This is a genomic window from Marinomonas spartinae (genome assembly GCF_900089775.1).
Lineage (GTDB): Bacteria > Pseudomonadota > Gammaproteobacteria > Pseudomonadales > Marinomonadaceae > Marinomonas > Marinomonas spartinae.
The window spans coordinates 222,059-243,166 of sequence record NZ_FLOB01000003.1 but is presented as its reverse complement, the minus strand read 5'-3'; the positions used below and the strand labels follow the sequence as shown (position 1 = coordinate 243,166).

At 43.5% G+C, this 21,108-nt stretch carries 18 protein-coding genes and 1 tRNA gene; 10 read left to right on the top strand and 9 right to left on the bottom strand.

The features are described from left to right. Positions 1-9: 9 nt before the first annotated feature. From clpX to MSP8886_RS08840, 5 genes are all read left to right on the top strand, one after another. Positions 10-1,293, top strand: a complete 1,284-nt coding sequence (gene clpX / locus MSP8886_RS08860; protein ID WP_067015168.1) for an ATP-dependent protease ATP-binding subunit ClpX — start codon at positions 10-12, stop codon at positions 1,291-1,293. A 206-nt stretch (positions 1,294-1,499) separates the two neighbouring features. After that, positions 1,500-3,887 (top strand): endopeptidase La, encoded by a 2,388-nt coding sequence (gene lon / locus MSP8886_RS08855; RefSeq protein WP_067015165.1) that lies wholly within the window; start codon positions 1,500-1,502, stop codon positions 3,885-3,887. Positions 3,888-4,017: 130 nt separating this feature from the next. Next, positions 4,018-4,290, top strand: coding sequence for a non-specific DNA-binding protein Hbs (gene hbs / locus MSP8886_RS08850; RefSeq protein WP_067015163.1), 273 nt, complete (start codon positions 4,018-4,020; stop codon positions 4,288-4,290). 7 nt (positions 4,291-4,297) lie between these two features. Then, a tRNA-Asp gene (locus MSP8886_RS08845) sits at positions 4,298-4,374 on the top strand. Positions 4,375-4,451: 77 nt separating this feature from the next. Then, complete coding sequence (locus tag MSP8886_RS08840) at positions 4,452-6,278, top strand: SurA N-terminal domain-containing protein (RefSeq protein WP_067015161.1); 1,827 nt, start codon at positions 4,452-4,454, stop codon at positions 6,276-6,278. A gap of 150 nt (positions 6,279-6,428) precedes the next feature. On the opposite strand, the gene MSP8886_RS08835 is transcribed toward MSP8886_RS08840, so the two are convergent. The 7 genes from MSP8886_RS08835 to MSP8886_RS08805 are packed head-to-tail and all read right to left on the bottom strand — an operon-like array spanning position 6,429 to position 14,401. Then, the gene (locus MSP8886_RS08835) at positions 6,429-7,358 is read right to left on the bottom strand and encodes a Dyp-type peroxidase (RefSeq protein ID WP_067015157.1); all 930 of its coding nucleotides are present in this window, start codon (positions 7,356-7,358) and stop codon (positions 6,429-6,431) included. 56 nt (positions 7,359-7,414) lie between these two features. Then, positions 7,415-9,247, bottom strand: a complete 1,833-nt coding sequence (locus tag MSP8886_RS08830; RefSeq protein WP_067015154.1) for a BatD family protein — start codon at positions 9,245-9,247, stop codon at positions 7,415-7,417. Next, positions 9,241-11,037 carry a vWA domain-containing protein gene (locus tag MSP8886_RS08825; RefSeq protein ID WP_067015151.1) on the bottom strand — a complete coding sequence of 599 codons (1,797 nt, stop codon included), beginning with the start codon at positions 11,035-11,037 and terminating at the stop codon, positions 9,241-9,243. Before MSP8886_RS08825 ends, MSP8886_RS08830 begins: the two co-directional genes overlap by 7 nt. Next, positions 11,034-12,047 carry a vWA domain-containing protein gene (locus MSP8886_RS08820; RefSeq protein WP_067015148.1) on the bottom strand — a complete coding sequence of 338 codons (1,014 nt, stop codon included), beginning with the start codon at positions 12,045-12,047 and terminating at the stop codon, positions 11,034-11,036. The genes MSP8886_RS08825 and MSP8886_RS08820 overlap by 4 nt, the downstream gene beginning before the upstream one ends. Beyond that, the gene (locus tag MSP8886_RS08815; RefSeq protein ID WP_067015146.1) at positions 12,040-12,516 is read right to left on the bottom strand and encodes a DUF4381 domain-containing protein; all 477 of its coding nucleotides are present in this window, start codon (positions 12,514-12,516) and stop codon (positions 12,040-12,042) included. The genes MSP8886_RS08820 and MSP8886_RS08815 overlap by 8 nt, the downstream gene beginning before the upstream one ends. Beyond that, the gene (locus tag MSP8886_RS08810; RefSeq protein WP_067015143.1) at positions 12,516-13,424 is read right to left on the bottom strand and encodes a DUF58 domain-containing protein; all 909 of its coding nucleotides are present in this window, start codon (positions 13,422-13,424) and stop codon (positions 12,516-12,518) included. The genes MSP8886_RS08815 and MSP8886_RS08810 overlap by 1 nt, the downstream gene beginning before the upstream one ends. 8 nt (positions 13,425-13,432) lie before the next feature. Then, positions 13,433-14,401 carry an AAA family ATPase gene (locus MSP8886_RS08805; protein WP_067015140.1) on the bottom strand — a complete coding sequence of 323 codons (969 nt, stop codon included), beginning with the start codon at positions 14,399-14,401 and terminating at the stop codon, positions 13,433-13,435. 129 nt (positions 14,402-14,530) lie between these two features. On the opposite strand from MSP8886_RS08805, the gene MSP8886_RS08800 reads away from it, so the two are divergent. Both MSP8886_RS08800 and MSP8886_RS08795 read left to right on the top strand, forming a co-directional pair. Further along, positions 14,531-14,752 carry a DUF2835 domain-containing protein gene (locus tag MSP8886_RS08800; protein WP_067015137.1) on the top strand — a complete coding sequence of 74 codons (222 nt, stop codon included), beginning with the start codon at positions 14,531-14,533 and terminating at the stop codon, positions 14,750-14,752. A gap of 40 nt (positions 14,753-14,792) precedes the next feature. Next, the gene (locus MSP8886_RS08795; RefSeq protein WP_067015134.1) at positions 14,793-15,833 is read left to right on the top strand and encodes a quinone-dependent dihydroorotate dehydrogenase; all 1,041 of its coding nucleotides are present in this window, start codon (positions 14,793-14,795) and stop codon (positions 15,831-15,833) included. 141 nt (positions 15,834-15,974) lie between these two features. On the opposite strand, the gene rmf is transcribed toward MSP8886_RS08795, so the two are convergent. After that, the gene (rmf, locus tag MSP8886_RS08790; protein ID WP_067015130.1) at positions 15,975-16,184 is read right to left on the bottom strand and encodes a ribosome modulation factor; all 210 of its coding nucleotides are present in this window, start codon (positions 16,182-16,184) and stop codon (positions 15,975-15,977) included. A gap of 117 nt (positions 16,185-16,301) precedes the next feature. Between rmf and rlmKL the strand changes: the two genes are divergently transcribed. From rlmKL to MSP8886_RS08775, 3 genes are all read left to right on the top strand, one after another. Beyond that, entirely contained in the window at positions 16,302-18,476 is a 2,175-nt protein-coding gene (gene rlmKL, locus MSP8886_RS08785; RefSeq protein WP_067015128.1) for a bifunctional 23S rRNA (guanine(2069)-N(7))-methyltransferase RlmK/23S rRNA (guanine(2445)-N(2))-methyltransferase RlmL, read from the top strand. Between the two features lie 102 nt (positions 18,477-18,578). Further along, a complete protein-coding gene (gene purU / locus MSP8886_RS08780; protein ID WP_067015126.1) occupies positions 18,579-19,436 on the top strand; it encodes a formyltetrahydrofolate deformylase in 858 nt (285 codons plus the stop codon). Between the two features lie 166 nt (positions 19,437-19,602). Next, positions 19,603-19,863 carry a formyltetrahydrofolate deformylase gene (locus MSP8886_RS08775; RefSeq protein WP_067015124.1) on the top strand — a complete coding sequence of 87 codons (261 nt, stop codon included), beginning with the start codon at positions 19,603-19,605 and terminating at the stop codon, positions 19,861-19,863. A 117-nt stretch (positions 19,864-19,980) separates the two neighbouring features. Here the strand turns inward: MSP8886_RS08775 and MSP8886_RS08770 are convergent, their stop codons facing one another. After that, complete coding sequence (locus MSP8886_RS08770) at positions 19,981-21,066, bottom strand: DUF3549 family protein (RefSeq protein WP_067015121.1); 1,086 nt, start codon at positions 21,064-21,066, stop codon at positions 19,981-19,983. Positions 21,067-21,108: the final 42 nt, after the last annotated feature.

Here is a 21,108-nt window from a genome sequence, read left to right as displayed (position 1 = left end):
GTGGAGTAAATGTCGGATGATAAATTTAGCAGCCGTGGTGACCACTCTGATCGGCTACTATATTGTTCTTTCTGTGGAAAGAGCCAAGATGAAGTAAAAAAACTGATTGCAGGGCCATCGGTTTATATCTGTAATGAGTGTGTGGATCTGTGTAATAACATTATTACCCAAGAGTTATTGCAAGGGGATTCATCGGGTGAAGCGAGCGATGAGCTACCTACGCCATCTAAGCTAAGAGCGGCACTTGATGATTATGTTATCGGGCAAGATAAGGCCAAGCGAGTTTTAGCGGTTGCGGTTTATAACCACTACAAACGTTTACGTCATCAGGGAAAAACGGATAATAACGTCGAACTTGGCAAGAGTAATATTTTGCTGATTGGTCCGACTGGTAGTGGTAAAACCTTATTGGCTCAAACACTAGCTCGTGTTTTGGATGTGCCATTTACCATTGCGGATGCGACTACTTTGACCGAAGCCGGTTATGTAGGGGAGGATGTTGAAAACATCATCCAGAAGTTGCTACAAAATTGCGATTACGATGTTGATAAAGCTCAGCGTGGTATTGTCTATATTGATGAGATTGACAAAATTTCGCGTAAGTCTGACAACCCATCCATTACTCGTGATGTCTCTGGTGAAGGGGTGCAGCAAGCACTCTTGAAATTAATTGAGGGGACGGTTGCTTCTGTGCCACCTCAAGGTGGTCGTAAGCATCCTCAGCAAGAGTTTTTACAAGTAGATACGTCCAATATTTTATTTATCTGTGGTGGTGCGTTTGCAGGGCTTGAGCGAGTCATTAGCGATCGTACTGAGAAAAGTAGTATTGGTTTTGCTGCGACAGTGAAAAGTAAGGATGAAGGAAGGTCTTTTTCCGAAGCGGTTCATAAAGTAGAAACGGAAGACTTGGTTAAGTTCGGCCTGATTCCTGAGTTTGTTGGGCGATTGCCTGTAGTGGCAACGCTTTCGGAGTTGGATGAAGAGGCGTTGGTTACTATTCTTAGTGAGCCCAAGAATGCTCTAACTAAGCAGTATCAGCACCTTTTTGAACTAGAAGGAGTTGAACTTGAATTTACACCAGAGTCTCTAAAAGAAGCGGCTAAACTTGCTCTTATTCGGAAGACTGGGGCTCGAGGCCTGCGTAGTATTTTAGAGTCAGCACTATTGGATTGCATGTACGACTTACCAACGCGTAGCGATGTCGCGAAAGTTGTGATGGATGGTGCTTCAATGCGAGGTGAGTCCGCGCCATTGATGGTTCTTGAAAAGGAAGAATTGGCGAAAAACGGCTAATTTGAATTTTTAAGCTATAGTTAAAAGCCGAGTATGAATCTTTGTGTTCATAGTCGGCTTTTTTTTAGTGTGAGATTTAGAGGCAGCATGTACACTTAATTCAACATGCTGATACGGTTGTTTTTTTTATTATTGTCCTTATCTCTTTCCTAATCATAGAATGAAATGAAAGTGCGCGGTATTTTGCGCCCAGATTGGAAAAAAATATGTCGAAATTTTTGAAAATGCCAATGTTGCCTCTACGTGACGTGGTCGTATACCCACATATGGTGTTGCCGTTATTTGTTGGGCGTCCTAAATCCATTGCTGCTCTTGAAGCTGCTATGGAAAATGATAAGTATGTTTTTTTGGTTGCTCAGCAAGATGCCTCAAAAGATGATCCGCAATTGGATGACTTATATGCGATAGGCACAACGGCTAAAGTTATGCAATTGCTTCGTCTTCCCGATGGTACCGTAAAGGTGTTGGTAGAGGGGGGCAGTCGTGCTCGTTTAGATAGTATCGAAGATGATGGAGAATTCATCTCAGGACGCATTGCTGAGATAGCGTCAGAAGATGACGGAGGATCTGAGCATACGGCGATTCGGACAGCGCTTCTTAAGCAGCTTGATGAATATGTTGCCGGTAGCAAACGCATTCCAGCCGAAGTTGTTACCTCTGTGAAGTCCATCGATGATTTATCGAAGCTTATTGACAGTATTACTGGCCACATGAGTCTGAAGCTAGAAGATAAGCAGCAAGTGCTTGAGATCGCTTCATTAACTGAGCGTGGCGAATATTTAATGGCTTTGATGGATGGTGAATTAGATATTGCTCATCTCGAGAAAAATATTCGTAGCCGTGTCAAAAAGCAAATGGAAAAAAGTCAGCGTGAGTACTATCTGAATGAGCAAATGAAAGCCATTCAGAAAGAGCTAGGTGACATGGAAGACGGTGGCAACGAACTTGATGTTCTTCAAGAAAAAATCGATGAATCGGGTATGAGCAAAGAAGCGACCGAGAAAGCGGAAGGAGAGTTGAAAAAGCTTCGTATGATGTCGCCTATGTCCGCAGAAGCAACGGTTGTTCGTGGTTATATTGACTGGTTGATTTCACTGCCTTGGAAAAAACGCAGTAAAGTACGTAATGATTTGGCTTACGCTGAAAAAGTGTTAAACCAAGATCACTTTGGTTTACAGGATGTGAAAGAGCGTATTTTGGAGTTTTTAGCTGTACAACAACGAGTTAAAAAGGTTAAAGGTCCTGTCTTGTGTTTGGTCGGGCCACCAGGAGTAGGTAAAACGTCTCTGGGTCAATCCATTGCTAAAGCGGTTAATCGTAAGTATGTGCGTATGTCGCTAGGTGGGGTGCGAGACGAAGCTGAAATTCGTGGTCACCGCCGCACTTACATTGGTTCTATGCCGGGTAAGTTGCTACAAAAGCTAGCTAAAATTAAGGTAAAAAACCCGCTCTTTCTCTTGGATGAGATCGATAAAATGGGAATGGATCAGCGTGGAGATCCAGCATCGGCACTACTTGAAGTGTTAGATCCAGAGCAAAATCACACGTTTAGCGACCATTATCTTGAGGTGGACTATGATTTATCTGATGTGATGTTTATTTGTACGTCAAATAGTATGAACATTCCAGGTCCTTTGCTGGATCGTATGGAAATTATTCGCATCCCTGGTTACACCGAAGATGAAAAGCTAAATATTGCCAAGCGCTATCTATTGCCTAAGCAAATCAAGCTAGCGGGCTTGAAAGATAAAGAGATTGACGTCTCTGACGACGCAATAATGGATGTTATCCGTTATTACACCAAAGAAGCAGGTGTGCGTGGTTTAGAACGTGAGCTGAGTAAGATTTGCCGTCGCGTTATCAAGCAGCAAACACTGAATAAAGGTGCTGATACGGTTGTGGTCAGCTCTGATAATTTAGAAGACTTCTCAGGAATACATAAGTTTAGTTATGGAAAAGCAGAAGAGAAAAACCAAATTGGTCAGGTGACTGGGTTAGCGTGGACGTCGGTCGGTGGTGAACTGTTGACCATAGAGGCCGCTGGTGTGCCTGGTAAAGGCCGTCACGTTAAAACGGGTTCATTAGGTGACGTGATGCAGGAATCGATTCAGGCGGCTCTCACTGTCGTCAGAAGCCGCGCTGTTGGTTTAGGTATCGATGCGGACTTCCATGAAAAGACTGATCTGCATTTACATGTACCCGAAGGTGCCACTCCAAAAGATGGTCCAAGTGCGGGTATTGCGATGTGTACGGCGATTGTCTCGGTTCTGACCAAGATTCCTGTTAAGGCGTCAGTTGCCATGACAGGTGAGATCACTCTACGTGGTGAAGTGTTGCCGATTGGGGGCTTGAAAGAGAAGTTGCTGGCGGCTCATCGTGGAGGAATTAAAACGGTTGTTATTCCGCAGGAGAATGCTCGGGACCTAAAAGAAATCCCGGACAATATTAAAGCCGATATGAAAGTTATTCCGGTTAAATGGATTGATGAGGTGTTGGATATTGCTTTAGAGTACATTCCTTCACCAAAAAAGGAAGAAACCTTAACTTCTAAAGAAAAAACTGTTGATGAACAAGAAGCTGTGAGTCATCATTAGGGCAAACCCAGTGTTGACACGGGGTAGGAAGGGCTTGTATAACTTTGGCTCGGCCTTATCTATGAGCATTATTTTAATACAGTGCCGAAATGATTCTAAGGATCTACTTAAAATACTGAAGGGGTAAAACGTGAATAAATCTGAACTGATTGAGGCTATTGCGGCTTCTGCTGATCTTTCTAAAGCTGCTGCTGGTAACGCGTTGGATGCTACGTTAAAAGCAATAGAAGAAGCGTTGTCTAAAGGAGATCAAGTGACTTTGGTAGGGTTTGGTACTTTTGCAGTGAAAGAGCGTGCAGCACGTACTGGTCGCAATCCTCAAACTGGTGAGGAAATTCAAATTAAAGCGGCTAAAGTTCCTGGTTTCAAAGCAGGTAAAGGTCTTAAAGACGCCGTAAACTAAGGGATCAGGAGCAGTAGTTCAGTTGGTTAGAATACCTGCCTGTCACGCAGGGGGTCGCGGGTTCGAGTCCCGTCTGTTCCGCCACTAGACACAAAAAGGTGTATTCCGTGCGGAATACACCTTTTTTATTTAGAAACATCATTAACTCATGTGGAGGCATAATGCTCCAGGATATAAGAGATAAGTCACAAGGCATCGTGGTTAAGATCATTGTTGGTTTTATTGTCGTGACTTTTGCTCTATTTGGCGTCGAGGCCTTAGTAAAAAGCTTTACCTCAACCGACAAGGTAGCTAAAGTGGATGGCACTGATATTACTCGTGCACAGATGTTGCAACAAGCGGATCTTCAGCGTCGTCAGCTGATTGCTATGTCTAATGGCCACGTCAACCCAGCGATGCTGCAAGAGAATGTGTTGCAAAAGAATGCATTAAATGAGTTGATTCAAGGTGCTTTAATAGATAACCAGATTGCGTCACTTAAGCTAGGCGTGTCGGATGGTCAAGTAAATTCTTATTTACTGCAGAACCCTCAATTTCAAACTGATGGTAAGTTTGACCAAACCAAATATGTAAACTTTATTCGCACATTGGGTTTTACTCCTTTAGCGTTTAAAAATCGTGTGCGCGAAAGCATTTTATCGCAACAGCTTGAAAGAGGTGTTGTGAATTCTGATTTTGTTCTTCCTTATCAAGTTGATAGCATTGCTCAGTTGCAATCTCAAGAGCGTTCTTTTGATTACGTTAAGTTCTCTTTGGCTGATCAGTCTGAGAAAACCCGCGTGACAGATAAAGAGCTAAAAGCCTATTACGATGAGCATAAAAATGAATTCAAAACGCCTGAACAGGTAAAAATCAATTATGTTGAGCTAACGGCTGCGGATTTTGCGAACAAAGTAAAAGTAACCAATGAAGATCTCCAAGAGGCGTATAAGGCGTTTGTTGCAGGGCTTCCTAAAGAAGAGCGCAAAGCATCCCATATTCTGATTGATAATACTCATACGGAGAAACAAGCAAAGGCGATCTTGGATAAGATCAAGGCCCAGTTAGCGAAAGGTGTTAGTTTTGCTGACTTAGCTAAAGAGTACTCTGATGATATCGGTTCTAAGAAAAAAGGCGGTGAGTTGGGTTATATTACTCAAGGGACGATGGTTAAACCGTTTGAAGACGCTTTATTTAGCATGAAGAAAGGCCAAGTTAAAGAGGTAAAAACAAAATTTGGCTGGCATTTAATCAAGTTAGAAGCGATCAAAGATCCAAAAGTCCCTTCTCTTGCTGATAAAAAAGCAGCTTTAGAAAAACAAATAGTTGCTAAGAAAGCACAAGAGGCGCTGTTTGCTGCTCATGAAAACATCTCCGATTTAGCTTATGCCAGCGATCAGCTTAAACCGCTTGCCAATGAGTATGGTGTGAAGGTTCAGACTAGCAATTACTTCAGTCGTGATGGCGGTAATAATGCGATTACTTCGAATGCGTCAGTTATCAGTGCGGCGTTTGGTGATACCGTTCTTAAAGATGGTCAAAATAGCGACTTGATCGATTTGGGGGGCAATAAGGTTGTTGTGATCCATTTGGCTGATCATAAGCCTGAGTCTGTCCAATCCTTTGAGCAGGCGAAAAAAGAAGTTACGTCTAAGCTAGTGCAATCTAAAGCAGAAGCCGCCATTATGGCTCAAGCGAAAGCGGCAGAGACGGCTCCAAGCACTAAGTGGACGTCCGTTAAGCTAGCGAAGCGTGGTCAGGATGAAATTGCTTCTTTAGCCTTTACTATGGCGCAACCTGAAGGTAAACCTGTTATGGATATTAAGAAGTTAGACGATGGGGATCTTGTTTTAATTCGCTTAAACAAGGTTCAGGCTGGATCTGACAAAGCTTCTGACCGCCAAGAGCAGGCTTATGGACAATATCTTCGTGAGACGGAATCTAAGATGAATCTTACATCACAAAATGAGTGGTTAAAAAGCAAAGCAGACATAGAAACAAACCTGTGATCTAGCTAGCTGTTCTTAGATAAATTTGTCAAAGCAATAGAATGAAAAAGCCAGCAATCGCTGGCTTTTTTCGTTTTTGGAGTTGTGATTTGTTTTGCTAAGCTAATTGCGCCACAGCCATCATTTATCCCGTTAAACAAAGAGATGGCTTTACTTGCCATTCCCCATGCTTTCTAACCAAGTAACGGAAGGGACAAAGAAAGCATTACCAGTTTTGGCTGCGGTGTATCGCATCAAATGATCTTGGTTGCCGTTTTCATCACCTTCTACCATGCTTTTTAACATTTGGTTGAATATGCTGGGGGTTTTGCTGTAGCTGGCAAACATCAGACCTTTACAGGTTAATGAAGCGAATGGCATGCTGTGACGAAGTATTTCCAGTGATTTTCCATTGTGGTCTTTTAGGGACGTACGTTTAGTGTGTGCATGAACAGACTTATCTTTGGAGACGTACTCTTCATTTGCATACTTAGTACGTCCATAGGTATCTTCTTGGGTTTTAAGATCCAGCTGTTCCCATTTGTTTAGATCATGCTCAAAGCGCATAAGATTTAGATAGGAACCATCTTTAAAGTGTATATCTTCCTCACCAACAAGTGCTACCGCTTTTCTTGCTTCGCCTTCAGGGTTTTCTGTACCGTCGACAAAGCCTGTTAGGTCTCGATTGTCTAAGTATTTGAAGCAACTGATTTCGTCGATAATGGTCAGGCTATTATCAAATGCTTGATATAGAGCATTGGCGAGTAAATAAGAAGCGTCCCTACGCGTTGAGCGGATATGAAATACCAATTCTCCTTCTGTCTCACCAACTTCAATATTGTTATGGGAAAAACGGGGAAAGGGGGCTAATTCTGCTGGATGTGCACTTAAATCAAAATAACGCCATGCGGAATGACTGATTCCGATAGTGGCATAAAGGTCTGCATCAGGGAATTGCTGTTGCAGCTCTCTGATAATAGCCGGGCTCATTGAGAGGGCTTTTTTGGCGCCAGCAATGCGCTCTTTTTTGACATCAAAGGTGATAAATAAAGCATCACTTGATGCTTCTGGAATGATGCCAGACTGAAATGTATGGGTCATGATTTATCGCTTTCTCCGTCTATTTTCTTCATGAATATGTAATAAAAGCCAGTGACTTAAAAGTTTGGATAGAGTGTCTTAAGCTGACTGGCTTGAGTTTTTTTAGGTTGTCCCGTTTGATACTCTTCTAGTGCATCAGCGAGTGAGCTCCCTTGCCATTGATGGCTTGTCTGGTTTGAGTACAGCATCAATTCCGCCTCCATTAAGAGCTGAGTCAATGTGACAGACCCTGCTAGACGCTTAATGTCTTCTATGCTGTGGATTTGCTCGTCGCCCCAGCGGTGTCGAGCCCACTCCAAAAGGTACGATCTTAATTCTGTAATATTGTCTTGTCGACAGCATTCAATCAAGCTTTGAAAGGCGCTTTTTTCATCGCTGCTGGTTAATGGTGCAAATTCTTTCAGTGTTGGTACATTGGACTCGTCGTCTTTTGATTTTTTCTTTTTCCAAAACAGTAACAGGCAAACGAGTAATAGTAGTACGGTCAAAATGGCTAAGCCAATGACGCTGTATAGGCGCCAATTAACGTCACTCTGCTCTTTCACTAAGTGAGTGTGAATAGGTTTTGGAGTGTCGTCTGATGGATTAGACTGGTCTTTTTCTTGCTTGGCTAAAGAAATTGGAGCAACAGAGCGTGATTGTGGCGGCAATGGTTTGTCGAGCGTCTTTGGTTTTGGTGTGACGTTGTTTGTTTTTTCACTCGAGCTTGTTGGTAACGGCGCAATGGCCAATTCGGGCGTGCTTTGTGTTACGGTTTTTTCAACACGTTTGTTGGTGTCCCAGTAGGTGACAGAAACATCCGGTAATTTAATTGTGCCTTTTTGTGTGGGTACAACTTGAATTTTAATGGTCTGATGACCAATGATGCCCTTGTCATTCTTTTGGCTGCTAAATGTTGCTGGCTCTGGATAGAGTTTGTAGGCTTTGGTGCTATTGAATGTAAGCTGAGGGATTTGTTCTGGCAGTGAATCTTTCGCGTCAATATTAATTGTCCAAATGAGTGTATCCCCCACGCGTACCGTGCCCTTAGGTTTCTCTAATTTGGTGTTGATGGTAACGCCTTCGCTTGGTAGCCAGTTATCGTTTGTATAGCTGGGAGGGATAGGTAATACCTGTAAGTTAATGGGTTGGCTTTGAATTCTAACAATACGTTGGCCTGATCCCATCTGCATCATGGCTTGCATGGTTTGTGGGGCGATGGTGATTTTTCCACTTTTTTGTGGGAAAGCGAGGTACTTACGAGTGAGTACTTGGTAGCGCGTGCCGTTGATTTCTTTAAATTCGCTTTGGTCATCTTTAAGCTGTTCAAAAATCAAATCAGGGTTAGACGGTACGGAGATGTTAGCGTTGTTAAGCGATACTGATGTATACAACTTCATTGTGAAAATGACTTGTTGTTGCAAGTAAGGAGAGTCAGACGAGACTCGAGTTTTCAGCATCACTGGTGGGTTGCCGTTTTTATCTAACATTTCAGGCGCGTTTTTGACGGTCAATGTCAGAGGTTGGGAAGCGTATTGACCAATTTTAATAGGGGGAATAGTAAAGGTTCCGACAGACTTGGGCATGAGCGAGATAACCCAGTAACTCATAGCTGTGTTGCTGCCTAGATTAAAACTAAACTGACTGCTTTGGCTTTGGCTAACAATATCAAAGTCTTTTTTCAAAGGAGTGAGGTCGGGACCGTTGCCTGTGTTGGTGAAGTCAGCTCTTATGGTCAGTTGAACAATATCGTTTTCGGTTACGACATTTTTATCAAGTGAGGCGGTTACGCTATCGGCATAAGCTGGTAACGCCAAAGAAAATAATCCCGTAATAAGCAGTGTTGCCAGAGAAAAGTGTATTTTTCTACTGAAGGCGAACATGAAAGAATAAAACTGCTTCATTACCATGGGTTAATCCCATCCTCTTGATTGGTGTAATTTTCGTGGCTCTTTTCTTGATGTAAATACCACAGTTTGCGCTGTAATAGTGTGCCAGGATTATCCTGTATTTGTCTGAGCCATTGTTTTAATGCCTGTTTCTGCTCTCTATTGAGGTCAGTGTTAGTGGCAGATTTTGATTGCTGCTGTTTTTCTTCAGGCGTTTGCTTATTATCCTCAGACGACGGCTTTTTGTCTTGTTTTTCAGGACTTTTATTCTGTTTTTTTGCTGTTGAATCATGGGATGCTTTATCCGATGAATGAGAGGGAGGAGTCTGTTTGGGTGAGTGGTTTTGTTTACTGTTCGAATGATTTTTATCCGATGACTTGTTCTTATCAGATGAGCTATTTTTGTTTGATGAAGACTTTTTATTAGATTGTTTTTTCTTATTAGCATTTTTTGACTGTTGCTGCTTTTTTTGCTTCTCCAAGTATCTTAGATTGTCTTGAGCTTCTTTCATGGTGGGGTCGAGGGCGAGCGCTCTTTTATAGGCATCGATTGCGGGTTGCAGCTTGCCTGATAGGGCAAGTGCATTGCCGAGATTGTAAAAATCAGCGGCGCTTTTACTGATGCTGGAGAGTGTATTGGCGGCTTGACTGTATTTCCCCAAGGCATATTCGGATGCTGCTTTCCAATCTGGCTGCTGAAAATATTGGTTCGCTTTTTTCCAGTGGTCGTGATTAGCCGCTTCTTGGCCTAGTTGATCTGGGGTTTTGAACCAATCTAATGGTGAAGCGCTGGCCTTGTTGGATGGCAGCAAAAAGACCGACAGCATTAGCGTTAATAGCATGCCGCGTCGAAACTGAAAGGCGAGCCACAGAAGAAAAGGGAATGCGAACCAATGACCTTGATCGATCCAGTGAAAGCTCCGATTATCCGCTTGTTGATCTTTTGCGTGTTGATCGGTGTTTTGCGTAATGGCATTTAATTGAGCGGAAGTTAAGCGGCCGTGATAAAAGTGCGCATGGATTGTTTTTGCAAACGTTTTTAACTGTTCAACAGGCGTGTGTGGAACGACATTTTTTCCATCTGATGTCAGTATTTGTCCATTGGGTAATAGAATGGTGCCGCCTTTTTTTGTACCAATTGCGATTAGGTCTGTGTGGAGATGGTGATCCGCTAAAAGAGATGGAATGGCTTTTTTATCTTTTGCATCCAAGCTATCGGTCAAAATGATGAGGTGCGCGGATGTTTTTTTATTGGGAATGAGTGAAAGAGCATCTTTGACACCGCTGGTCAGATTACTTCCGTAAACGGGCATGATGATGGGTTCTAGTGCCAATAAAAAGTGTGTGATGGTATTTTTATCTTGGCTGAATGGGGTAATGGTATAAGCGTCCCCAGCAAACGCGACGAGGGCGATATTGCCATCTTTACTTTGTCCTAAAATGTCCCGTACCGTTTGTATTAACAGTGTTTGGCGATTGGGTTGAATATCTTTTGCATACATGGAAAGAGACTGATCAATCACGAAAATGGTTTTACTACTGGATTCAAACATCATAGAAGGCGCTTTCACCCAGCTTATGCCTGACAGCCCGATCACGCATAGAGAGATAGAGAGTAAGCCTAGCCATTTATTTATATGGCTTGGTTGCTCAGATTGTTCTAGATGAACAAGCAAGTTTTGATCAAAGGCTTTACTGAGTGTGTTGCTCCCTGTGTTTTTATAGCGAATAAGGAAAAACAGTAGCCAGATTAATGGTAACAGAAGCAGCCAATAAGGGCGTGCGAAATGAATCATAGAAAGTATATTCATGGACGTTTCCTCATGCTGGACTTAAATCGGCTGAGGGAAAGTTTGCCGCTAGTGAGCAGAGTCAGGGCAAAAAAGACGAGCGATGCCAGACCTAGCCAGTGAAAATAGCTGGTAATGGGGCGCTGCCAGATGGGTTGCGCTTTCGTTGGTTCAAGCTTATTGATATCCGCGTAGATACGTTTTAAATCTTGGGTGTTTCTGGCTCGGAAAAACTGGCCACCCGTTTTATGAGCAATGCTTTTCAATAGTTTTTCATCTAGGTCGCTGGATGGGTTGATGGTTTGTGGTCCGAAGAAACCTTGTACGACCATACGATCGGCACCGATGCCGATCGTATAGATTTTTAGATGTTGTGACGCAGCGAAGTCAGCCGCTTGTTCTGGGTTGACTTGTCCGGCGGTGTTGGCACCATCTGTCATAAGGATGAGGACTTTTTTGTCATCCGGTTTGTTTTCCATACGTTGAATAGCCAAACCTATGGCATCGCCTATGGCTGTTTGTTGTCCAGCAAAGCCAATTTGAGTTTCCTGTACTAACTGGTTAATGGTTTTTGTGTCGAAGCTAAAAGGTGCTTCTAAGTAGGCTTTAGTGCCAAAGACGATTAACCCAATACGGTCACCACGGCGTTTTTTGATAAAGTTAGATAGCACCCATTTTTCAGCCGTTAATCTGTCTACAGGTTGGTTGTTTAGCTTCATGTCTTTAACTTGCATACTGCCCGATAGATCCAGGGCAATCATGATATCTCTTCCAGATGGTATTACTTGGGTAGGGGCGCCGCGCCATACGGGCCTAGCAATGCCAACTACAAGACAGATCCATGCGAGTAATAAAAATATTAATGGCAAGCGAATGGCATGTTTACTGGGGCGCTTTTCTTCATGGTTTTGTAGATATTGCGCATTTGGAAACCAAATAGACTGATCTTTCCTAGCCACTGTGGGCAAAAAATGAAATAAAACTGGGACAGGAAGAAGGCAAAGAAACCAGGGCCAAGTCAATTCAAACACGGTGCTTCCTTATCCAATAACAAGTTAAACGGATCATGGTTGTTTTTTGTTCAGCTGCTAACGACACATCAGCACGATACTGACCGTTAATGAAATCGTCTCCCAGTTGATCAAAACGTCGTTTTTTAGGTAGGGCACTGTCTAATTGTGCTATCAAAGCGTGTGAAGGGAGAGCTGCTTGGCTGATTTTGTTTTCACTTATTAGACAGCGACGAATTAGCTCATGGCAGGTAATAATGAGCTCTTTATCGCTCAAATTATCTCTATTATTTTTGAGTGCCACTAGGGCTTCGCGACGATATTTACGCTTATTGCGTCTTTTATATAACAGTAAAATAAGGCTGAAGAGGGCGATAACCACGAAAGCAACCACTAGCCACGTCCACCATGCAGGTGGCCACATGGGGATGGCTTCGGGCAGTAAGTATCCTTTATGGGGTAGCTCGAGGGGGGTGCTTGTCGGTGTCATTAGCGCAATGCTCCTTGATCAAGCAGGTATTTAGCAATTTTTTCAGGGGATTCGTTAATATCAAACAGTTGATGATGAATACCTATGGTGGCCAGTTTTTTTCGCAATCTAGCATTGTCTTCGAAGAAGTCTTTTTTGGCTTGTTCGGTGCTTTTTTTTGTTACTTGAAGGGTTTTGGAGCCATTGGCATCGGCAAAGCGGTATTCCCCCGGAGGCAGTTCAAACGCATGATAATCGAAAACTTGTACCCAATGGACTCGATTATGTTTGGCTAATTGCCACAAAGAGAGCTGCTCTTGTTCGCTCCAGCTTTGCTTGTCTGTTAAAATAATGACATCTCTATTGTGAGCCTTGTTGGTGATGGCCGAGCGATGCCAGCAAGCAGTACTTGGTTCATGTTGGCGGTTTTTGACTTGGGTGGCAGTGGTCAAGTGTGAGAGTAGCTGGTGAATGGATTGTTTGTTGTTTTGTTCGTGGCTTTCGTTGCCAAATACAAAGCGATAAGACAGTTTGTCGCCTTGTTGTTCACTACGCCAAGCAATAATACCAGCTAGTTGGCTCAACCGAGTCGAAATAAATGTATGGCGAGTGCTAAAATACGCCGTCTGCGATAATCCTAAAAATAATAAACGTTGATGATCATTTTCCTGACTATAGACGCGGGTGTGTGCGTGACCTGTTCGAGCGGTGACGCGCCAGTCGATGTGTCTTAAATCATCGCTAGGCTGATATTGCCGCAGTTCCAGCATTTCCATGCCGTGCCCTTTTTGATTAGAGCGGCGTTCACCGTTCTTAAGCGTAAAGCGTGTTGCTTTGTTGGCGCGCCCTAGGTGTTTTGCATAATGGGCTAATAGCGCAAAATCTGTTTCTGCAAGTTCTGGTGAATCAGGTGATAATAGTGGGTTCATGGTAAGGCTTATAAAGCAGGTACATGGTTAATTAACCGTGTGAGTAATTCGTCCGTTGAAATACCGCTTGCCTGTGCCTCAAATGACGTGATAACACGGTGACGTAGAACGGGCAAGGCGACTACTCTTACATCGTCGGGTGTGACAAAGTCACGACCATTTAGTAAGGCGTTTGCTCGAGCACAACGATCTAATGCGAGAGTGGCGCGTGGGCTTGCACCATAGTCAATTAAACTTTCGCCGTTTGGACTCAGCCCTAGGTAGTGCTCAGGATGGCGAGTCGCCATAACCAGTTGTACAATATAATGTTCGACGGATTCCGACATGTAAAGTGACAAGGCTTGTTGTTGTAATGCTAGGATGTCTGTCGGTGTACAAATAGCGGCAGTAGTCGCGGCAAGTGTTTTGTGTTGATCTTGCTGACGGACGAGTCGAAGTACTTCTAATTCGCTTTCTGTGCTGGGATAACCTAACTTTATTTTTAGTAGGAAGCGGTCAAGTTGAGCTTCTGGTAGAGGGTAGGTTCCCTCTTGTTCAATGGGGTTTTGTGTGGCTATCACAAAGAACAGAGGAGGTAGTTGGTAGCTGTGGTTGCCAACTGTGACTTGGTTCTCTCCCATGGCTTCAAGTAAGGCGGATTGTACTTTTGCAGGGGCTCGGTTGATTTCATCGGCTAGGACGACTTCATTCATGATAGGGCCAGCAACAAATGTAAATTGCCCCGTTTCCTGCTGATAAATATCTGAGCCTGTGACATCGCCAGGTAAGAGGTCCGGGGTGAACTGGATGCGTTGAAAACGACAGTCAATGGCGCCTGCAAGGGCTTTAGCTGCGGTGGTTTTGGCGATACCCGGTGGCCCTTCAAGCAATACATGGCCGTTTGCAATGAGTGCAATCAGTAGCTCTTGGGTTAAGTCAGGCTGGCCGATAACGGCGTGATTAAGGTGATCTTTTAATCTTTCAATTACTGATTCCATCGAAGCTAAGGACCTCATGCATCTGTCAAAAAAGGTGTCAACACAATATAATGCGTACCATCTTATCGGATTCAAAACTTTACATACAAGGCGTTAGTTGTAAGAGTCGCGTAAGCATAGGAAAGAAAATTGGCAAAAATTGTCGTAGAAGTGACACTGAGTGCATCACAATACCAGACTTTGTATTCAGGGCAAGCCAAAAACGTTGTGGCATACAGTCTAGATGGGCGTAAAGTTCAGTTGCCTCTATCTGCTTTTCGGCGCTTTGTTACCCATGGAGGCATTGATGGAATTTTTGACGTAGAATTTGATGATAAACATAAGTTAGTGGCGATAACGCGAATACGTTAGTACGCCCATTTTATACTTAACACGGTTAGGAGCCTTGTCTATGTATCACCTTGCTCGAGCACTACTTTTCAAATTAGATCCTGAAGTGTCTCATGAATTATCATTGGATCTTTTGACGGCGAGTAGTCGGTTGGGGCTAACGAGGTTTTTTGATGGTTTGCCTTCTTCTCAGCCCGTTGATGTAATGGGGTTGCGTTTCCCGAATGCGGTAGGGTTAGCCGCTGGATTAGATAAAAATGCCGATGCGTTTGAAGCACTTGGTGCATTGGGTTTTGGTTTTGTTGAAGTGGGCACGGTGACGCCAAAAGGTCAGTCTGGAAATCCCAAACCACGCCTGTTTCGTTTACCTGAATACGACGCCATTATTAATCGTATGGGATTTAATAATAAAGGTGTTGACCATATGGTTGCGCGAATTAAGTCTCATCGTTACCCAGGCGTTCTTGGGGTGAATATTGGTAAAAACTTAACCACGTCAGTAGAAGAGGCAGCAGCAGATTATTTGACTTGTTTTGAGCAGGTGGTGCCTTATGCCGATTACATTACAGCCAATATCAGCTCGCCGAATACGCCTGGGCTGCGTAGCCTGCAATTTGGTGACAGTTTGGCACAATTAATTAACCCACTGGTTCGGGCTAGAGACCGTTATCAAGATCAACATGGCAAACGCGTTCCTTTGGCAGTGAAAATTGCCCCAGATATGACAGATGATGAGATTAAGTTGGTGGCGGATACTCTAGTAGAGCAGGGCGTGGACGGCATTATAGCAACCAATACCACTTTATCTCGTGATGCGGTTCAAGGTCATCGATTCGCAAATGAAGCGGGCGGTTTAAGCGGTGTCCCTGTTCGTGAGGCTTCTACTCATGTGGTCCATGTTTTGGCGGAGCGCCTTAAAGGCGCCTTACCTATTATTGGTGTAGGGGGAATTTCAAGTGGTGATGATGCAATAGAGAAGCTTCAAGCAGGGGCTCAACTCGTGCAGATCTACTCCGCATTCATTTATCAAGGGCCTGAGTTAATTAAAGAGGTGGTCGCCAGTACGGATGCATACTACCGAGAGTTACGATTAGATAAATAGAGAGTGTTGTTCGCTCATTATGGCGGATAAACACCTTTGATATAAGTAGAGTTACAAAAGCAGGCGGGATAGTCCCGCCTGCTTTTTATAAGAGTTTTTCTGATTCGCTCATCGTGATACGACATCAGAATAGCGGGAAAATTAATGAACCATGCTGAATGTTTTGTGGGTGCCTTCGACGGGTGTTAAGCCATTCCACATATCTTCACGTCCTTCGCGCCATCCAGCGAGCCAATGCGGGCGGGTATTTTCATGGTATTGCATTGAAAGGCCTTTTGTTTTGCCTGCCATCCCTGCGCGGTAGCCACGGATGTAAGCGCGATGATGAAGATCTCTTTTTTGCTTCTTCATTAGTTTTTCCTCTTATTCTGTTCCATGTTGAACTTTGAAATTAGTCGAGAACTGATGGATTGTCTAAAAACTCTTTGCTCTAACACATTTATAGAACGTTTAAAAAAGTAATTAAAAATGAACACACCAGTAGAAACAGTGGATACAGTTGGTCAGATGTATCACTTAGAGATTACCTGCCCACTAGGATTAGAGAATGTGCTTGAACAAGAGTTGCACAGCGAAGGCCTAATGGATACTCGTTTAGGTGAGGCGCAGGTAAAATTAACGACCGATTTAGAAGGTATGTACAAGGCCTGTCTTTGGTCTCGAGTTGCGACTAGGGTTATGTTGCCAGTTGCCAACTTTAAGATGGAGTCAGCCGATGACCTTTATGAAGGTGTAAAGGCTATTGTGTGGTCTGATCATATGACGGCAGCGAATACCATTGCCATTGATTGTCATGGAACAAACCATCATATTCGTAATACGCAATTTGGCTCGGTCCGTGCGAAAGATGCGATTGCTGATTACTTTGTGGCACTTTCCGGCGAGCGTCCTAATGTGGAAAAGGTACAACCGGATGTGCGAATTTCCATTCGTATTAAGCGTGATATTGTGACCGTGAGTATCGATCTGTCGGGTGACAGCATGCACCGTCGTGGTTATCGTCAACAAGGCTCTATGGCGCCGCTTAAAGAAAATCTTGCCGCAGGATTGCTGCTCCGAGCGGGTTGGAACCGTGATTGTGGCTTAACACAGCTGATTGATCCCATGTGTGGGTCTGGAACCTTCTTAGTCGAAGCGGCGATGATGTCACTCGATATGGCGCCCGGTTTACGCCGAGGCTACTGGGGGTTCAAAGGTTGGAAGCAGCACGATCATCGTTTATGGCAGCAACTGATGGATTTTGCCAAAAACCGCAAGAAAGATCCGGCTGAGTTAGGTATTCGTTTCCAAGGTACGGATCGAGAGCAACGTGCTATTGCCGCGTCCCGGGAGAACATTAAGCGTGCTGGGCTGGTGGGCGTGATTGATGTGTCCATGGCGTCTTTCCAGCAGCATGATTTTGTCATTGACCAAGAAAAGCCTGGATTAGTGATTTGTAACCCTCCTTACGGTGAGCGTTTGGGAGATGAAATGGCGTTAATTGCTTTGTATCGCCAATTGGGGGAATGGGTTGTAACGCATGTGCGTGGTTGGCAGTTTATGATGCTAACCAGCAACGAACATTTAGCCCGTCAGATTCCGGTTCGTCCTGAGAAAAGTACCCGAGTGATCAATGGTGGTTTAGAGTGCCGTGCCTATCGATTCCCGTTGTTGGACGGTCATATTAAAGAAGATGCCGTGGCTCAATCTATTATGACCCCTGGTGCTCAAATGTTTGCCAACCGTTTGCAGAAGAATGCCAAGAAATTGAAAAAATGGGTCGAAAAGAACAACATTGAGTGTTACCGAGTTTACGATGCCGATATGCCTGAGTATGCGGTTGCCATTGATGTTTATCAGGACTGGGCACATGTTCAAGAGTATAAAGCGCCCAAAAGTGTTGACCCGGAAAAAGCGAAGCAGCGATTGTTTGAAGTGGTGTCGTCTATTCCAACGGCGCTCAATATTGCTGAAGCTAATGTGATCGTCAAGCACCGCCAAAAACAAACAGGCAAAGCGCAATATGAAAAGCTAGATCAGTCTAATCATGAGATAATCGTCAAGGAGTACGGTTGTGAGTTTATCGTTAACTTGAAAGATTATTTGGATACGGGTTTATTCTTGGATCATCGCCCTGTACGGAAATTGATACAAGATCGCGCTAATGGTAAACGATTTTTGAATTTGTTTTGCTATACCGCATCGGCTTCAGTCCATGCGGGTGAAGGGGGGGCTCGCAGTAGTTTAAGTGTCGACATGTCTAACACTTATACCGAGTGGGCGCGGCGTAATATCGAGCTAAACGAATTCTCTGAACGTGATCATAAGGTTGAACGGGCCGACTGCATAGAATGGCTGCGCCATAGTACAGATGAGTTTGATTTAATTTTTATGGATCCCCCTACTTTTTCTAACTCGAAGAAAATGTCTGAGATCCTAGATATTCAACGTGATCATGGGGAATTACTGCGTTTATCAATGGCACGTTTATCGAAAGATGGTGAGTTGATTTTTTCAAATAACTATCGTCGTTTTGTCTTGGATAAGGATATTGAAGAGGAATTTTCTGTGCAGAATATTACCAAGTTGAGTATGGACCCAGATTTCGAACGAAATACGAAAATTCATCAATGTTGGATTCTTCGTCATCGTTCTGAAGGCTAAGCTGTGCCTTCGATGGGTAAAGGGGGTATCATTTTGCCCATTAAAGTGATGGGCTGTAACGAGCCCTAATGATGTGTATTTAAAGGTTTTATAAGTTTTAGTATGAAAAAAACATTTCGTCTTGTTATTAGTTGTCCCGATCGTATCGGGATTGTTGCGGCCGTGTCTCAGTTCTTGAATGAACGTAAGGGGTCGATAACAGAAGCCAGTCACCATACGGATCAAGAGTCTAAATGGTTTTTTATGCGTCACGAAATTGATGCGGAGTCCTTGTCGGTTGATGTGGCAACCTTTCGCGAACAATTTGCGCCGATCGCTGAAGAATTTGATATGAAATGGTATGTCAAAGACAGTGAAGTACTTCCTAAAGTCATGTTATTAGCCACCAAAGAGTCCCACTGTTTAAACGATATTATGCATCGTTGGCATACTGGAGAGTTGAATTGTGAGATTGTTGGGGTGATTGCTAATCATGAATCGCTGCGTTCTATGGTGGAATGGTATAACATTCCTTATCACTACATCTCCGTGCCGAAAGAAGATAAGATGCCAGCCTTTCATCAGATTGAAAAATGTATTGATGATGCACAGGCTGATACCATTGTGTTGGCGCGTTATATGCAGATATTCCCTGAGTTTTTGTGTCAGAAATATCAGCATAAAGTCATCAATATCCATCATAGTTTCTTACCTTCTTTTATCGGTGCGAAGCCTTATCATCAAGCGGCAGTTCGTGGCGTGAAACTGATTGGGGCAACCTGCCATTATGTCACCGCAGATCTAGATGCTGGCCCAATTATTGAGCAAGATGTAATTCGTGTTCGCCACAGTCATACAGCAACGGATATGGTACGCTTAGGTAAAGATATTGAGAAGCTTGTATTGTCTCGAGGTCTACGATACCACTTGGAAGATCGAGTGATAGTGCATGGTAATAAAACCATTGTGTTTGCTGACTAATCCTATTTATTAGATGTTCCTTAAAAAGAAGGCCAAGTGCCTTCTTTTTTTGTATAAGCACTCAAGGATAAATGTAGTTTATTGTTGTTCACTTTTTGTTCTGTAAAATATTGTCTATAGTTAAGTTCAAGTGGTTCGAGAATAGACAGCTTATGAGGGGAACGTTATGAAGCTTAAGCTAACACCAACTCAAAACTTATGCGTCGGTTTTTTGGAATCAGGTTTTGAAATCGTGCAGATGGAAGAGCAGTTTTTCTTTGTAAAAGGTGATAAGCGTCAGAAGGTGTTGCCAAAAACGCTGGAGGCACTGGTCAACCGTGGGGCCTTAAAATACACCTCGCAAGGGGACTATGAATTGAGTGATGAGTTTGTCGAGCACAGAAAAAAAATGCGCTCTCCTGTGCATAGAAAACATACTCGACATTAATTTTCACTGCGCTTGATTTATCGTCGAGTACATTCATTGCCAAGAAAAAAACCAATCGCACGAAACGATTGGTTTTTTTTATTAGGTATTGTGCTATTGCCCAGATTGTGAGGCTATCTACTGCAGAGTATTGGGTGCCTGGGTAAATAGGTGACTTACTGCTTGTGCCATAGTTGCGCTAATGTGCTCTTGTCTAAGTAGGACCCAAAGTGGTTGTCGTGTTTCAGGGTGTTGGCTTAGCTCAATAGCAATTTGTTTAAAGGCAATAAAAGCATCGTCTCTATGTGCTAGTTTTTCCATGATGATTCTTAATAGTTGGGGGTTACTGGCTAGCCAATGAGGGCATTTTGCTGCTAATGCGGTAATCGGATGAGTTTGCTCATCGGAACATTCTGTTAAATTGCCTAACATAGCAAACAACGGCAATAATAGGTTGTTGTTCAGTGGTGTATTGGAAAGTGCTCGGATATAGCTTGCTTGCATCAGTGGATTTTGTTCAGCAAGTAATTTATCAATTAACGTTTTTTCAATATCTGCGGGTAGCCTGTGATGTTCTAAAGAATGACAAAGTGCACTAACAAAAGGATTTGGAGCGTGCTTCAGTGCCTTGTTGATCAGGGGGCTGTATGTTGTGCTCTCGACTTGCACGGCTAATTCAGCAATCCCTTGAAGGCCAAGAGCTTGCCATGAGTCGTCCTGTTGATCAGCTAGACTTTCGTTTAGTCTATTCGTGACGTAATCCAAGACGCCTTCATAATAATGAGAGGTGGGGGTGCCGAGTTGTTTTGCTAAGATGGCGTGGAAATTTGCCATTCGTTCTTGGTCTGGTTTAAATGCATAGGGGCTATCTTCTAACGCTTCTGCTAGTCCTGCCTCTTCCCCTTTGTGTAATATTTTATCAACGATGGTTTTGATAAAATGGTCACGAGTTCCCAAGTTCAATGCGCCTGATTCGTCTAATGGTAGCTTGATAAACCAGATAACAGCATGGTCTGCTGCCTTTGCTTTATTGGTATCTTTCGTTTTCAGTAAGCAAGCGAGCCAAGCATGTTGGCGGAATGGGTATGGGTAAGCCTGCTGTTTTTTATCAAATTGGATGGCTTGTTGTGGTGTGATTTTCGTGATGCGGCGACCAATATCAAAAAAGCTTGCCTCACATCCTACCATCTCAAAAAGATCGCCAAGCGATTCAATGTTTTTCATGATAAATTAGATGCCTATCAAAGGGTTAAAATTTTCCTTATG